This window comes from Burkholderia sp. HI2761, assembly GCF_002223355.1.
GTDB lineage: Bacteria > Pseudomonadota > Gammaproteobacteria > Burkholderiales > Burkholderiaceae > Burkholderia.
Genome location: NZ_NKFN01000007.1, coordinates 2,553,758 through 2,566,786, shown reverse-complemented (window position 1 = coordinate 2,566,786; position 13,029 = coordinate 2,553,758). Strand labels below are relative to the sequence as shown.

Here is a 13,029-nt window from a genome sequence, read left to right as displayed (position 1 = left end):
AGAGGAAGCGGGTGGGTCAGGCGGCGGCCGGCACGTTTGCAACGGCCTGCGCGCGCTCGGCCTGGCGGCGCCGCCAGCGGCGCACGTGCGGCAGGTCCTCGTCGAGCCAGTACGCGTCGTCGTCGGTGATCACCAGCAGCTCCTCGAATTTCGCGCCGACGCCGGCGAAGCCCAGATGCGGCTCGACGGCCCACAGGCCCGGCACGGGCGCATGCTCGGAGCGGCGGTCGATCGACCACAGCGGCGACCAGCCTTGCTGCTTCGCCGCGCGACCCTGGTCGAGCAGCAGGTTGCGCGTCGCATTCAGCCCGAAGCGCGCGACGAAGCGCGGCTTCGACAGCTTGTGGATCTTCGCGACGCGATGCGCGAGCACCTTGAACGGATAGGCCTTGTGGCGCGGCTCGACGCCCTGGCGGCGGCACAGCGCGTCGACTTCCTGCGCGACCTCGGCCATCGACCGTCGCGCCTTCACGAGCCGCACGATCATGTCGCGATGGTCCATCAGGTCGTCCTGCAACTGCTCGAGGATCGGGTTGCGGCCGAGGCAGTGCGCGTAGCCGACATCGGCGACGATGCCGTCGAGCACGGGCGCGACGTCGAGGATCACCGGCATGTCGGTTTCGAGCTGGCGATTGCTCGGGAAGAACGCGAGATTGAAGCCGCCCATGTGCTTGAGGCCCGAGAAGCCCTCGAACGCGGTGCGGTCGCCGAACCACGCGAACGGCTTGTGCAGCCAGTCGTGCACGCCGTTGTCCTGCAGCCATTCGGTCAGGAGGCGCGCGGCTTCCTTCTCGGTGATGCCGGGGTACAGCATCGCGCCGACGGTTTCGACGCAGCGGTACGCCAGCTGCTGGACCGCGCGGAATTGCGGCAGTTCGTCGAGGTGGACTTCCGGCAGCGGGTGGTCGGTCATGATGCGTCTCCATTGGTCGACCGGAGTCGGCGCTTCCGCGCTTACTCGGGTCCCATGCTTTGCGGGGCGCTGATCCGGAATGCGCCCGCCGGCATCCGCCGTCACGCGTTATTCAGTCAGCATTTAATGTGCCATTGAGTAATGTAATAATCATAGACGGTTCCGGAAAACGCGCCAGCCCCCGGGGGTGGGGATTTGTCCTAATGGAGGGGTGAAATGGAGGGAAGGCTCTAGCGCGCCCATGGCCGGGATACTTTCCGGCGTCCATCCGACATTGCTTTTCGAGGGAGGGCAGACCTACAATATTCAAAGGTAATACCTCTGGATACTTTTTATCATGGCAACCTCGATCAAACTCGATCCGGCCCTTCAGGACCGGGTGCGTCATCTGGCCGAACAGCGTCGGCGCACGCCGCACTGGATCATGCGCGAGGCGATTGCGCAATATGTGGCGCGCGAGGAAAAGCGCGAGTCGTTCAAGCAGGAAGCGATGCAGGCATGGGCAGATTATCAGTCGACGGGGCTGCACGTGACGCACGAGGAGATGGACGCGTATCTCGAGAAGCTCGAGGCCGGTGAAGCAGCGGAGCCGCCCGAGTGTCACGACTGATCTGGACGCGAACTGCCCAGCAAGCGATTGTCCGCCTTCATCGTTTTCTCGCCGACCACGATCCGCCGGCCGCGCGTCGTGCGATCAAGGCGATTCGTACTGGCGTCGATGTTCTGGTTCGACAGCCCCGGCTCGGCCGTCCCGTTGACGAACTCGATACGGTTTTTCGCGAATGGCTGATCGATTTCGGCGACAGCGGATACGTGGTGATGTACAGGGTCGATGATGATGGCGTCACGATTCTGACGATCAGGCATCAACGGGAAGCCGGGTACTGAGCGACCGGGCCGCGCCCGCCGGAATCGTGCAACGCTCCGTTGCACGATGGCCGGAATGTCGTTCATACGGACCTCGGCGTCGTTAATCCTCCCGCTTTCCCCCCAACCGCTCCAGCAACGCCCCCAGCAGATCGATCGGCAGCGGAAACACGATCGTCGAATTCTTGTCCGCGGCGATCGTCGTCAGCGTCTGCAGATAGCGCAACTGCATCGCCTGCGGCTGCCGCGCGAGCGTCTGAGCGGCCTGCAGCAGTTTCTCCGACGCCTGCAATTCGCCTTCCGCGTGAATCACCTTCGCGCGCCGCTCGCGTTCGGCTTCGGCCTGCCGCGCGATCGCGCGGATCATCGTCTCGTTCAGGTCGACGTGCTTGATCTCGACCGTCGACACCTTGATCCCCCACGCGTCGGTCTGCGCGTCGAGCGTCTTCTGGATGTCAGCGTTCAGTTGCTCGCGCTCGGCGAGCAGCGCGTCGAGGTCGTGCTTGCCGAGTACCGAACGCAGCGTCGTCTGCGAGAGCTGGCTCGTCGCATCGAAGAAGCGCGCGACCTGGATCACGGCCTTCTCCGGATCGACCACACGGAAATACACGACCGCGTTGACCTTCACCGACACGTTGTCGCGCGTGATCACGTCCTGCGGCGGCACGTCGAACACGACGGTGCGCAGGTCGATCCGCACGACCTGCTGGACGATCGGGATGATCAGCACGAGCCCCGGCCCCTTCACTTTCCAGAACCGGCCGAGCATGAACACGACACCGCGCTCGTATTCGCGAAAGATGCGGATCGACGACGCGACGAGCACCACGACGAAGACGACCAGGACGCTGCTGAAGCCGAACGTGTAACCGATCATGAAGGTTCTCCCTGGGGATGGGCGGGTGCAGGCATGTCGTAGAGCGGCGCGACCGTCAGCGTCAGCCCGTGGCGGCCGGTGACGCGCACACGGCAGCCGGCGGCCAGCGGCGTGCTGCTGGCCACGCGCCAGCGCTCGCCGTGCACGCGCGCCCAGCCGGCGGCCGACGGCGGCGCGCCGGCCGCGTCGTTCGGCTGGTCCGGATGCAGGCCGTCGTCGAGCACTTCGCCGATGCTGCCGAGCATCGCCTCCGCGCCCGTCACGACCGGCCGGCGCCGCGCGCGTAGCGCGACGCTCGACACACCCGCGACGAGCAGCCCGCCGCCGAGCGCGAGGCTCGCGATCACGGGCCACGGAATCCCGTAGCCGGGCACGTCGGTGTCGATCAGCATCAGCGCGCCGATCGTGAACGCCACGATCCCGCCGAACCCGAGCACGCCGAAGGTCGGCAGGAACGCCTCGGCGACGAGGCAGCCGAGCCCCAGCAGCACGAGGCCGAGGCCCGCATAGCTGATCGGCAGCAACTGCATCGCGAACAGCCCGACCAGCAGGCAGATCGTGCCGGCGACGCCCGGCAGCACGAAACCGGGGTTCGCGAATTCGAAGAAGAGGCCGTAGATGCCGATGGTCAGCAGGATCAGCGCGACGTTCGGGTCGGCGATGATCGCCAGGAAGCGGCTGCGCCAGTCGGGCGCGAGCACGACGAGCGGCGCGTGAGCGGTCGCGAGATGCAGCGTGCCGGCGGTGGTCGTCACGGTGCGGCCGTCGAGCTGGCGTGCGAGATCGGCCGGATCCTGCGCGATCAGATCGACGACGTGCTGCGCGCGTGCCTCGTTCGCCGACAGGCTCACGGCCTCGCGTACCGCGCGCTCGGCCCATTCTGCATTGCGCCCGCGCAACTGCGCGAGGCCGCGGATGTACGCGGAAGCGTCCTGCATCGCCTTGCGGATCTCGGTCGATTGCGTATCGGTCGGCAGCGCGGCCGGCGACGTGCCCGATGCACCCGATGCACCCGACGTCCCGGCCGGGGGCGGCCGTGGCGCGGCAGGGTTCGCGCCCGGCGGCGCGGCGCCGCCGATGCCGAACTGCACGGGCGATGCCGCGCCGAGATTGGTGCCGGGCGCCATCGCCGCGAAGTGGCTCGCATAGACGATGTAGGTGCCCGCGCTCGCCGCCCGCGCGCCGCCCGGCGCGACGAACGCGGCGACCGGCACCGGCGAGCCGAGGATGGCCTTGATGATCTGCCGCATCGACGTATCGAGGCCGCCGGGCGTGTCGAGCTGAAGGATCGCGAGCGGTGCGTGCTCGCGGGCCGCGCGGTCGAGCGAACGCACGATGAAATCGGCGCTGGCCGGGCCGATCGCGCCGTTGACGGGAATCACGACGACCGGACGCGCGGCCGGCGCGTCGGCCGACGGCGGCGCCGCGACCGCGGCGCACACGACGAGCAGCGCCGCGAACAGCGCGGCGCGCGCGACCCGCGCGGACAGCGGGTGACGGGGGCGGCCGTCGGGCGCGGCAGGCGCCGGCGGCGGCCCATGACGGTGAAAGCGCATCGGGACGTCCGGGCGGCGCACGGCCGCGTGCCGTCCGGCTTGCGGAAAGGGCGTGAGCCCGATACTTGAAGATTAGGCGGTTTCGGCGGAAAGCGCGAAGGTGTGGCCGCGCCGGCCGGATTCAGCTGGCGCCGCCGCCGCGCGCGAGCACTTCGTCGCGATAGTCGGCCGGGCTGCGCCCGCTCCATTTGCGAAACGCGCGGTAGAACGCGCTCGGTTCCGCGAACCCGGTGGCGGCCGCGACGTCGGCGATCGTGCGGGCGGGGTCGGCCAGCGCCTCGAACGCGAGATCGCGCCGCAGCGTGTCCTTGATCGACTGGTACGCGTGGCCTTCCTGGTGCAGCTTGCGGCGCAGCGTGGCCTCGGCCACGTGCAGCCGCGCGGCCATCCCGCCCGCGCCCGGCCACGCGGCGGGCGGCATCCCGCGCAGCACCGCGCGCACGCGCTGCGCGAGCGCGTTCGGGTTGCGGTACTTGACGATGAAGCTGGCCGGCGCGTTGCGCAGAAACGTTTTCAGCGTCTTCGCGTTCTGCACCACCGGCAGTGTCGCGAATTCGGGATCGAAATCGACATACGAATCGGGTTCGTTGAAACGCATGTCGTCACAGAACATCGACGGATATTCGTGATCGGCGGGCGGCGTGTCGCAGCGGAAGCTCGCATGCAGCAGCGGAATGCGCCGGCCGATCAGCCAGCAGGTGAGCCCGTAGACGATGATGAAATAGGTCGCGTACGTGAACATCGCGGGCGTCGCGCCGTTGTTGCGGTGCACGAAACGCAGCCGCACGCGCTGCGGGTTCGCGTCGAGTTCCGCGTGCAGGTCGTCGAGCACGCAGTGCATGAAGTTCACAGCGCGCGCCATCGCGTGCAGCCCGTCGCGTGCGGACAGCGCCGCCTGACTCATCGCGATGAAGCTGCCGGCGCGCATCGGGTGGCGATCCTGCCCGAAAAACTCGTCGTCGAGCGTGCGCGCGATGGCGTTCCACAACGCGCCATATTGCTGCGCGGACACGCGTGCGCGCGGCTGCCCGAGCAGCGCGGGTGCGATGCCGGCCTGCGCGAGCAGCGGCTCGGCCGCGACGCCGCGCCGCGTGGCCAGCGCGACGCTGTACGCGACGAGGCTGATCGCGACGGTTCCCTTGTCTTCCTGCTTCATCGGTGTCGCCGGTGTGGCAAAAACGCTCAGTGTAAATGAGCGACGCGAGCATCGAACAGTCGCGCGTGCTTGCCTACACTTGTTGCATCGAAACGTAAGGACGGTCGCGCCCGGCGGCCGCGGGAGACTGCAGCACCATGGACGAGCTTTACACCGAAGACCAGCGGATGATCCGCGATGCCGCGCGCGCTTTTGCCACCGAGATGCTGGCGCCGAACGCGGCCCAGTGGGACCATGATGCGCACCTGCCCGACGCGATCGTCGCGCAACTGGGCGAGTTGGGCCTGCTCGGGATGATCGTGCCGCAGGAACTGGGCGGCTCGTATACGGACTACGTGGCCTATGCGCTGGCGATGGAGGAAGTGGCGGCCGGCGACGCCGCGTGCGCGACGATGATGAGCGTGCACAACTCGGTCGGCTGCGGGCCGATCCTCGGCTTCGGCACGCCCGCGCAGAAGGATCGCTGGCTGGCCGACATGGCGGCCGGCCGCGTGATCGGCGCATTCTGCCTGACCGAGCCGCATGCCGGTTCCGAGGCGAACAACCTGCGCACGCGGGCCGAATTGCGCGACGGCAAGTGGGTGCTGAACGGCGCGAAGCAGTTCGTGACCAACGGCCAGCGCGCGGGCGTCGCGATCGTTTTTGCCATGACCGACCCGGAAGCCGGCAAGCGCGGCATTTCCGCGTTCCTGGTGCCGACCGACACGCCGGGCTTCATCGTCGGCAAGCCCGAGAAGAAAATGGGCATCCGCGCGTCGGATACGTGCCCGATCACGTTCGAGAACTGCGCGATTGCCGAAGAAAACCTGCTCGGCAATCGCGGCGAAGGGCTGAAGATCGCGTTGTCGAACCTCGAAGGCGGGCGCATCGGCATCGCCGCGCAGGCGCTCGGCATCGCGCGCGCCGCGTTCGACAAGGCGCGCCGCTATGCGGGCGAGCGCGTGCAGTTCGGCAAGCCGATCGCCGAGCATCAGGCGATCCAGCAGAAGCTCGCCGACATGGCCGTGCAGATCAACGCCGCGCGGCTGCTCGTGCATCACGCGGCGAAGCTGCGTACGGCCGGCCTGCCGTGCCTGTCGGAAGCGTCGCAGGCGAAGCTTTTCGCGTCCGAGATGGCCGAGCGCGTGTGCTCGGACGCGATCCAGATTCACGGCGGTTACGGCTACCTGGTCGATTACGAAGTCGAGCGTCACTATCGCGACGCGCGCATCACGCAGATTTACGAAGGCACCAGCGAAGTGCAGCGGATGGTGATCGCGCGGCAGCTTTGAGCCGCGACGGTCGCGCCGACGACAGCGTCACGCAGGGCACGAGGGCAGCGCGGTGAACGCGGCACGCAACGACGTGACCGTGCGCCGTGCAACACGGAACCGGGCATGTGCTGCAGCACGTGCGCCGGTTGACCGCTGGGCATGGAGACTGGACGGAGACGACACATGACGGTACAGGCATTCCTGGACGCACGCGACTTTCTGCTGCGCCATCGCACCGACTACGACACCGCGTATCGCGATTTCGAATGGCCGGCGCTCGATGCGTTCAACTGGGCGCTCGACTACTTCGACCCGATGGCGCGCGGCAACGAGCAGCCCGCGCTGTGGATCGTCGATGCGGCGACCGGCACGGGCGATCCGTATTCGTTCGCGCAGATGTCCGAGCGTTCGTCGCGAATCGCGAACTGGCTGCGCTCGATCGGCGTCGTGCGCGGCGACCGCATTCTGCTGATGCTGCCGAACCGTGTCGAGCTGTGGGACGCGATGCTGGCCGCGATGAAGCTCGGCGCGATCGTGCTGCCCGCCACCACGCAACTGTCGCCCGACGACGTGCGCGACCGCGTGCGGATCGGCGGCGCGAAATACGCGATCGTCGACGAGAACGAAGCCGCGAAATTCGAGCAGCCCGATCTCGGTCTCGCGCGGAAGATCGTCGCGGGCGCGCCGCGCGCGGGCTGGCTCGCGATGAACGACGGCTATGCGGCGAGCGCCGCGTTCGAGCCGGACGCCGTCACGCACGCGAACGATCCGATGCTGCTGTACTTCACGTCGGGCACGACGTCGAAGCCGAAACTCGTGGAGCATACGCACCGCACCTATCCGGTCGGCCATCTGTCGACGATGTACTGGGTCGGCCTGCAGCCGGGCGACATCCACTGGAACATCAGCTCGCCGGGCTGGGCGAAGCACGCATGGAGCTGCTTCTTCGCGCCGTGGAATGCGCAGGCGTGCGTGTTCGCGTTCAACTATGCGCGCTTCGAGCCGAAGGTCGTGCTCGATGCGCTCGTCAAATACCGGGTGACCACGCTGTGCGCGCCGCCGACCGTGTGGCGCATGCTCGTGCAGCAGCCGCTCGCGTCGTTCGACGTGAAGCTGCGGGAGATCGTCGGTGCGGGCGAGCCGTTGAATCCCGAGATCATCGAGCGCGTGAAGAAGGCGTGGAACATCTCGATTCGCGACGGCTACGGCCAGACCGAGACGACCTGCCTGATCGGCAACTCGCCGGGCCAGCCGGTGGTCGCGGGCTCGATGGGCCGGCCGCTGCCCGGCTACCGGATCGCGCTGCTCGACCCGGACGGCGCGCCGGTGACCGAAGGCGAGGTCGCGCTGCCGATCGGCGCGGACGTCACGCGCCCGGTCGGGCTGATGAAGGGCTATGCGAACAATCCCGACGCGACGGCCTACGCGATGCGCGACGGCCACTACCGCACGTCGGACATCGCGATGCGTCGCGACGACGGCTATTACGTGTACATCGGCCGCGCGGACGACGTGTTCAAGTCGTCCGACTATCGGCTGAGCCCGTTCGAACTGGAGAGCGTGCTGATCGAGCATCCGGCGATCGCCGAAGCGGCCGTCGTGCCGAGCCCGGACCCGGTGCGGCTGTCGGTGCCGAAAACGTTCATCACGCTGCGCCAGGGCTACGAGGAAAGCCCCGCGCTCGCGCTGGAGATCTTCCGTTTCTCGCGCGAGAAGCTCGCGCCGTACAAGCGCATCCGACGCCTGCAATTCGCGGAGTTGCCGAAGACGATCTCGGGGAAGATCCGCCGCGTCGAGCTGCGCCGCCGCGAGATCGAACGCGGCGACGACGCGACCGCGCGCATGCCCGGCGAATACTGGGAAGAAGATTTCGCCGCCGAACTGAAATGACCGACCGCGGGCCGCGCGCGCCGCATGCCGCGGCCGCCGCCCGCAGCCGAATCGAACCGGTCGCACGGCGGCATGCCGCTACGCCGCGACCCACTGCAAGGAGAGAGCTCTGATGAACGCGAATCCGACGCCCCGTACGGGGCAGGACGTGCCGACGGTCAAGCTGCTGATCGACGGCGCCTTCGTCGAGTCCGCCACCAGCGAGTGGCGCGACATCGTCAACCCGGCGACGCAGCAGGTGCTCGCGCGCGTGCCGTTCGCGACCGTCGCGGAAGTCGACGCGGCCGTGCAGGCCGCGCACGCCGCGTATGCGACGTGGAAGAACACGCCGATCGCCGCGCGCATGCGCATCATGCTGAAGTTCCAGGATCTGGTGCGCGCGAACCAGCAGCGCATCGCGAAGACGCTGACGGCCGAGCAGGGCAAGACGATTCCCGATGCAGAAGGCGACATCTTCCGCGGTCTCGAAGTGGTCGAGCACGCGTGCTCGGTCGGCACGCTGCAACTGGGCGAATTCGCGGAGAACGTCGCGGGCGGCGTCGACACCTACACGCTGCGCCAGCCGCTCGGCGTGTGCGCGGGCATCACGCCGTTCAATTTCCCCGCGATGATTCCGCTGTGGATGTTCCCGATGGCGATCGTGTGCGGCAACACGTTCGTGCTCAAGCCGTCGGAGCAGGACCCGATGTCGACGATGGAGCTCGTCGAACTCGCGCTCGAGGCCGGCGTACCGAAAGGCGTACTGAACGTCGTGCACGGCGGCAAGGAAGTCGTCGACGCGATCTGCACGCATTCGCTCGTGAAGGCGATCTCGTTCGTCGGTTCGACGGCGGTCGGCACGCACGTATACAACCTCGGCAGCCAGCACGGCAAGCGCGTGCAATCGATGATGGGCGCGAAGAACCACGCGATCGTGCTGCCCGACGCGAACCGCGAGCAGGCGATCAACGCGCTCGTCGGCGCGGGCTTCGGCGCGGCCGGCCAGCGCTGCATGGCGACGTCGGTGGCGGTGCTGGTGGGCAAGGCACGCGACTGGCTGCCCGACATCGTCGCGAAGGCGAAAGCGCTGAAGGTCAATGCTGGCGCGGAAGCGGGCACCGACGTCGGGCCGGTCGTGTCGCGCGGCGCGAAGGCGCGGATTCTGACGCTGATCGAAGCGGGCATCAAGGAAGGCGCGAAGCTCGAACTCGATGGTCGCGACGTGAAGGTGGCCGGCTACGAGCAGGGCAACTTCATCGGCCCGACGATCTTCTCGGGCGTGACGACCGACATGTCGATCTACACGCATGAAATCTTCGGGCCGGTGCTGGTCGTGATGGAGGTCGACACGCTCGACGACGCGATCGCGCTCGTCAACGCGAACCCGATGGGCAACGGCGTGGGCATCTTCACGCAGAGCGGTGCGGCGGCACGCAAGTTCCAGAGCGAGATCGACGTCGGGCAGGTCGGCATCAACATTCCGATTCCGGTGCCCGTGCCGTTCTTCAGCTTCACCGGTTCGCGCGGCTCGAAGCTCGGCGATCTCGGCCCGTACGGCAAGCAGGTCGTGCAGTTCTACACACAGACCAAGACGGTCACCGCGCGCTGGTTCGACGACGACACGACGGCCGGCCCGGTGAATACGACGATCCGGCTGCATTGAGCGGCGGAGGAAACGAACATGAAAATCGGATTTATCGGCCTCGGCCACATGGGCGCGCCGATGGCGCTGAACCTGCTGAAAGCCGGCCATGACGTGCACGCGTTCGACCTGAGCGCCGACGCGTTGCGCGCGCTGCAGGACGCCGGCGCGCAGGTGGCCGCGTCGCCGCGCGATGCGGCGTCGGGCGCGACGTTCGTGATCACGATGCTGCCGGCCGCGCCGCACGTGCGCTCGGTGCTGTCCGGCGAGAACGGCGTGCTGGCCGGCCTTGGCGCGGGTGCGACGGTGATCGATTCGAGCACGATCGACCCGGCGAGCGCGCAGGCGTTCGGCGCGCTGGTGCGCGAGCACGGCGGCGCGTTCGTCGATGCGCCGGTGTCGGGCGGCACCGGCGGCGCGGCGGCCGGCACGCTGACCTTCATGGTCGGCGGCAGCGGTGCGGATTTCGAGCGCGTGAAGCCCGTGCTCGCCGGCATGGGCAAGAACATCGTCCACTGCGGCGCGACCGGCATGGGGCAGGTCGCGAAGGTCTGCAACAACCTCGTGCTCGGCATCTCGATGGCGGCGGTATCGGAGGCGATGTCGCTCGGCGTCGCGCTCGGCATCGATCCGAAGGTGCTGGCCGGCATCGTCAACACGTCGACGGGCCGCTGCTGGAGTTCGGACACCTACAACCCGTATCCGGGCGTGATCGAGACCGCGCCGTCGTCGCGCGGTTACTCGGGCGGCTTCGGCACCGACCTGATGCTGAAGGATCTCGGCCTCGCGAACGATGCCGCGAAGCAGGCGCGCCAGCCCGTCTATCTCGGCGCGCTCGCACAGCAGCTGTACCAGACGATGAGCAGCCGCGGCGACGGCCAGCTCGATTTCTCGGCGGTGATCCGCCTGTACCAACCGGCCACGAAGAAGGACGCCTCATGATCGAACTCGACTACGTCGACGACGGCGCGATCGCGTGCGCGACGCTCAAGCGTCCGCCCGCGAACGCCTTTACCGCCGACGGGCTGCAGCAGTTGCAGGAAACCATCGCCGCACTGAATGCGAACCCGCGCGTGCGCGCGCTGGTGATCACCGGCGACGGCCCGAAGTTCTTCAGCGCGGGTGCCGACCTCAACACGTTCGCCGATGGCGATCCTGCGGTCGCGCGCGCGATGGCGTCGCGCTTCGGCGCGGCGTTCGAGGCGCTGCACGATGCGCGCGTCGTGACGATCGCGGCGATCAACGGCTATGCGATGGGCGGCGGCCTCGAATGCGCGCTCGCGTGCGACCTGCGGATCGCGGAGACGCATGCGCAGATGGCGCTGCCCGAGCCGTCGGTCGGCCTGCTGCCGTGCGGGCTCGGCACGCAGACGCTGCCCTGGCTCGTCGGCGAAGGCTGGGCGAAGAAGATCATCCTGACCGGTGCGCGCGTCGATGCGGCCACCGCGCTGCGGATCGGCCTCGTCGAGGACGTGGTGGAAAGCGGCGCCGCGCGCGATGCGGCACTCGCGCTGGCGCGCAACGTCGCGCGGCAAAGCCCGCACGCGCTCGCGTACAGCAAGGAGCTGATCGGCCTCGCGCGCCGCGGCGTGCCGCGCGGTGCGGCCCTCGCGGTCGAGCGCGAGCGCTTCGTCGACCTGTTCGACACGGCCGATCCGCGCGAAGGCGTGGCGGCGTTCCTCGGCAAGCGCGCGCCGCAGTGGCGCACCGATGGGGAGGCGCAACGATGAGCACGCCGGTGACGAATCACGGCGCATTCGCGGAGCATGCGCCCGAGGTGCTGTATCGCGTGGTGAACCGCGTGGCGCTGATCACGCTGAACCGGCCGGCCGCGCTCAACGCGCTGTCGTACGCGATGATCGGCGAGCTGGCCGCGCTGTTCGAGCGCTGCCGCCACGACGACCAGATCGTCGCGGTCGTGCTGCGCGGCGCGGGCGAGAAGGGCTTCTGCGCGGGCGGCGACGTGCGTGCGCTGTACAGAATGGTCGCGCAGCGCGAGACCTGGCTGCCGTTCTTCGTCGACGAATACCGGCTCGATTACGCGATCCACACGTTCCCGAAGCCGGTGGTCGCGCTGATGGACGGCGTGACGATGGGCGGCGGCATGGGTCTCGCGCAGGGCGCGGCGCTGCGCGTCGCGACCGAGCGCAGCAGGATCGCGATGCCGGAAACGCGCATCGGTCTCGTGCCGGATGTCGGCGCCACGCATTTTCTGTCGCGCATGCCGGTCGAACTCGAACTGTACGTGGGGCTGACCGGCACGATGCTGTCGGGCGCCGACGCGCTGAGCGCGAAGCTCGCGGACCTGTGCGTGCCGTCCGCGTGGCTCGATACGTTCGAGACGCGCATCGAAAGCGTCAAGTGGGACGGCGATGCGCTGCCGTTGCTGCGCAAGGTGTTCGAGCCGCCGTGCAACGTGGTGCCGCATGCCGCGCTCGACGGCCAGATGCCGTGGATCGTTCGCCACTTCGACAAGCGTTCGACCGTCGAGCGGATCGTCGCGACGCTCACGCAGGACCTGGCGCGCGACGAGCTGGCGCGCGAGCACCGTCAATGGCTGCAGGCGACGCTCGATGCGCTCGCGAGCCATTCGCCGACGATGCTCGCCGTGACGCGCGAGGCGCTGCTGCGCGGCCGGCAGATGACGCTCGCGGAATCGTTCCGGATGGAGCTCGGCATCGTGGCGCGCGCGATCGAGGAAGGCGATTTCTGCGAAGGCGTGCGCGCGCATCTCGTCGACAAGGATCGCAAGCCGCGCTGGGCGCCCGCGTCGCTCGTCGAGCTGCGCGCCGAGCGCGTGCGGCACTTCCTGACGTCGCCGTGGAAGCTGTTCGCGCATCCGCTCGCCGATCTCGGCGCGGCATGATGCGTCGGCGCGCCGCGCGGCGCGTCGGCT

The 13,029-nt window shown here is 68.4% G+C and carries 12 protein-coding genes; 8 read left to right on the top strand and 4 right to left on the bottom strand.

Annotation, left to right across the window (positions count from 1 at the left end):
- Window positions 1-16 precede the first annotated feature (16 nt).
- Entirely contained in the window at window positions 17-913 is an 897-nt protein-coding gene (locus CFB46_RS29205) for a M24 family metallopeptidase (RefSeq protein WP_027781221.1), read from the bottom strand.
- A 337-nt stretch (window positions 914-1,250) separates the two neighbouring features.
- Between CFB46_RS29205 and CFB46_RS29200 the strand changes: the two genes are divergently transcribed.
- Both CFB46_RS29200 and CFB46_RS29195 read left to right on the top strand, forming a co-directional pair.
- Window positions 1,251-1,523 (top strand): CopG family ribbon-helix-helix protein, encoded by a 273-nt coding sequence (locus CFB46_RS29200; RefSeq protein WP_027781220.1) that lies wholly within the window; start codon window positions 1,251-1,253, stop codon window positions 1,521-1,523.
- Window positions 1,511-1,801: a type II toxin-antitoxin system RelE/ParE family toxin gene (locus CFB46_RS29195; protein WP_089502147.1), complete on the top strand. Its 291-nt coding sequence runs from the start codon at window positions 1,511-1,513 to the stop codon at window positions 1,799-1,801. Before CFB46_RS29200 ends, CFB46_RS29195 begins: the two co-directional genes overlap by 13 nt.
- Before the next feature lie 82 nt (window positions 1,802-1,883).
- On the opposite strand, the gene CFB46_RS29190 is transcribed toward CFB46_RS29195, so the two are convergent.
- The 3 genes from CFB46_RS29190 to CFB46_RS29180 all read right to left on the bottom strand — a co-directional run bounded on the left by CFB46_RS29190 (window position 1,884) and on the right by CFB46_RS29180 (window position 5,369).
- Window positions 1,884-2,657, bottom strand: coding sequence for a slipin family protein (locus CFB46_RS29190; protein ID WP_027781218.1), 774 nt, complete (start codon window positions 2,655-2,657; stop codon window positions 1,884-1,886).
- Window positions 2,654-4,213, bottom strand: a complete 1,560-nt coding sequence (locus CFB46_RS29185) for an NfeD family protein (protein WP_089502411.1) — start codon at window positions 4,211-4,213, stop codon at window positions 2,654-2,656. Before CFB46_RS29185 ends, CFB46_RS29190 begins: the two co-directional genes overlap by 4 nt.
- 121 nt (window positions 4,214-4,334) lie before the next feature.
- Window positions 4,335-5,369, bottom strand: coding sequence for an AraC family transcriptional regulator (locus tag CFB46_RS29180; protein WP_089502146.1), 1,035 nt, complete (start codon window positions 5,367-5,369; stop codon window positions 4,335-4,337).
- 137 nt (window positions 5,370-5,506) lie between these two features.
- Between CFB46_RS29180 and CFB46_RS29175 the strand changes: the two genes are divergently transcribed.
- From CFB46_RS29175 to CFB46_RS29150, 6 genes are all read left to right on the top strand, one after another.
- On the top strand, window positions 5,507-6,640 hold the full coding sequence (locus CFB46_RS29175; RefSeq protein WP_027781215.1) for an acyl-CoA dehydrogenase family protein: 1,134 nt from the start codon (window positions 5,507-5,509) through the stop codon (window positions 6,638-6,640).
- A 165-nt stretch (window positions 6,641-6,805) separates the two neighbouring features.
- Window positions 6,806-8,512: an AMP-binding protein gene (locus CFB46_RS29170; RefSeq protein WP_089502145.1), complete on the top strand. Its 1,707-nt coding sequence runs from the start codon at window positions 6,806-6,808 to the stop codon at window positions 8,510-8,512.
- A gap of 112 nt (window positions 8,513-8,624) precedes the next feature.
- Window positions 8,625-10,154 (top strand): CoA-acylating methylmalonate-semialdehyde dehydrogenase, encoded by a 1,530-nt coding sequence (locus CFB46_RS29165; RefSeq protein ID WP_089502144.1) that lies wholly within the window; start codon window positions 8,625-8,627, stop codon window positions 10,152-10,154.
- Between the two features lie 18 nt (window positions 10,155-10,172).
- Window positions 10,173-11,075, top strand: a complete 903-nt coding sequence (gene mmsB / locus CFB46_RS29160; RefSeq protein ID WP_089502143.1) for a 3-hydroxyisobutyrate dehydrogenase — start codon at window positions 10,173-10,175, stop codon at window positions 11,073-11,075.
- Complete coding sequence (locus tag CFB46_RS29155; RefSeq protein WP_089502142.1) at window positions 11,072-11,863, top strand: enoyl-CoA hydratase; 792 nt, start codon at window positions 11,072-11,074, stop codon at window positions 11,861-11,863. Before mmsB ends, CFB46_RS29155 begins: the two co-directional genes overlap by 4 nt.
- Window positions 11,860-12,999: an enoyl-CoA hydratase/isomerase family protein gene (locus CFB46_RS29150; protein WP_027781210.1), complete on the top strand. Its 1,140-nt coding sequence runs from the start codon at window positions 11,860-11,862 to the stop codon at window positions 12,997-12,999. Before CFB46_RS29155 ends, CFB46_RS29150 begins: the two co-directional genes overlap by 4 nt.
- Window positions 13,000-13,029 lie beyond the last annotated feature (30 nt).

Bases quoted from the DNA above. Each gene is read 5' to 3' on its own strand.
- CFB46_RS29190 (WP_027781218.1), bottom strand. From the start codon at position 2,657: ATGATCGGTTACACGTTCGGCTTCAGCAGCGTCCTGGTCGTCTTCGTC.
- CFB46_RS29205 (WP_027781221.1), bottom strand. From the start codon at position 913: ATGACCGACCACCCGCTGCCGGAAGTCCACCTCGACGAACTGCCGCAA.
- CFB46_RS29170 (WP_089502145.1), top strand. From the start codon at position 6,806: ATGACGGTACAGGCATTCCTGGACGCACGCGACTTTCTGCTGCGCCAT.
- CFB46_RS29185 (WP_089502411.1), bottom strand. From the start codon at position 4,213: ATGCGCTTTCACCGTCATGGGCCGCCGCCGGCGCCTGCCGCGCCCGAC.
- CFB46_RS29150 (WP_027781210.1), top strand. From the start codon at position 11,860: ATGAGCACGCCGGTGACGAATCACGGCGCATTCGCGGAGCATGCGCCC.
- CFB46_RS29155 (WP_089502142.1), top strand. From the start codon at position 11,072: ATGATCGAACTCGACTACGTCGACGACGGCGCGATCGCGTGCGCGACG.
- mmsB (WP_089502143.1), top strand. From the start codon at position 10,173: ATGAAAATCGGATTTATCGGCCTCGGCCACATGGGCGCGCCGATGGCG.
- CFB46_RS29180 (WP_089502146.1), bottom strand. From the start codon at position 5,369: ATGAAGCAGGAAGACAAGGGAACCGTCGCGATCAGCCTCGTCGCGTAC.
- CFB46_RS29200 (WP_027781220.1), top strand. From the start codon at position 1,251: ATGGCAACCTCGATCAAACTCGATCCGGCCCTTCAGGACCGGGTGCGT.
- CFB46_RS29175 (WP_027781215.1), top strand. From the start codon at position 5,507: ATGGACGAGCTTTACACCGAAGACCAGCGGATGATCCGCGATGCCGCG.
- CFB46_RS29165 (WP_089502144.1), top strand. From the start codon at position 8,625: ATGAACGCGAATCCGACGCCCCGTACGGGGCAGGACGTGCCGACGGTC.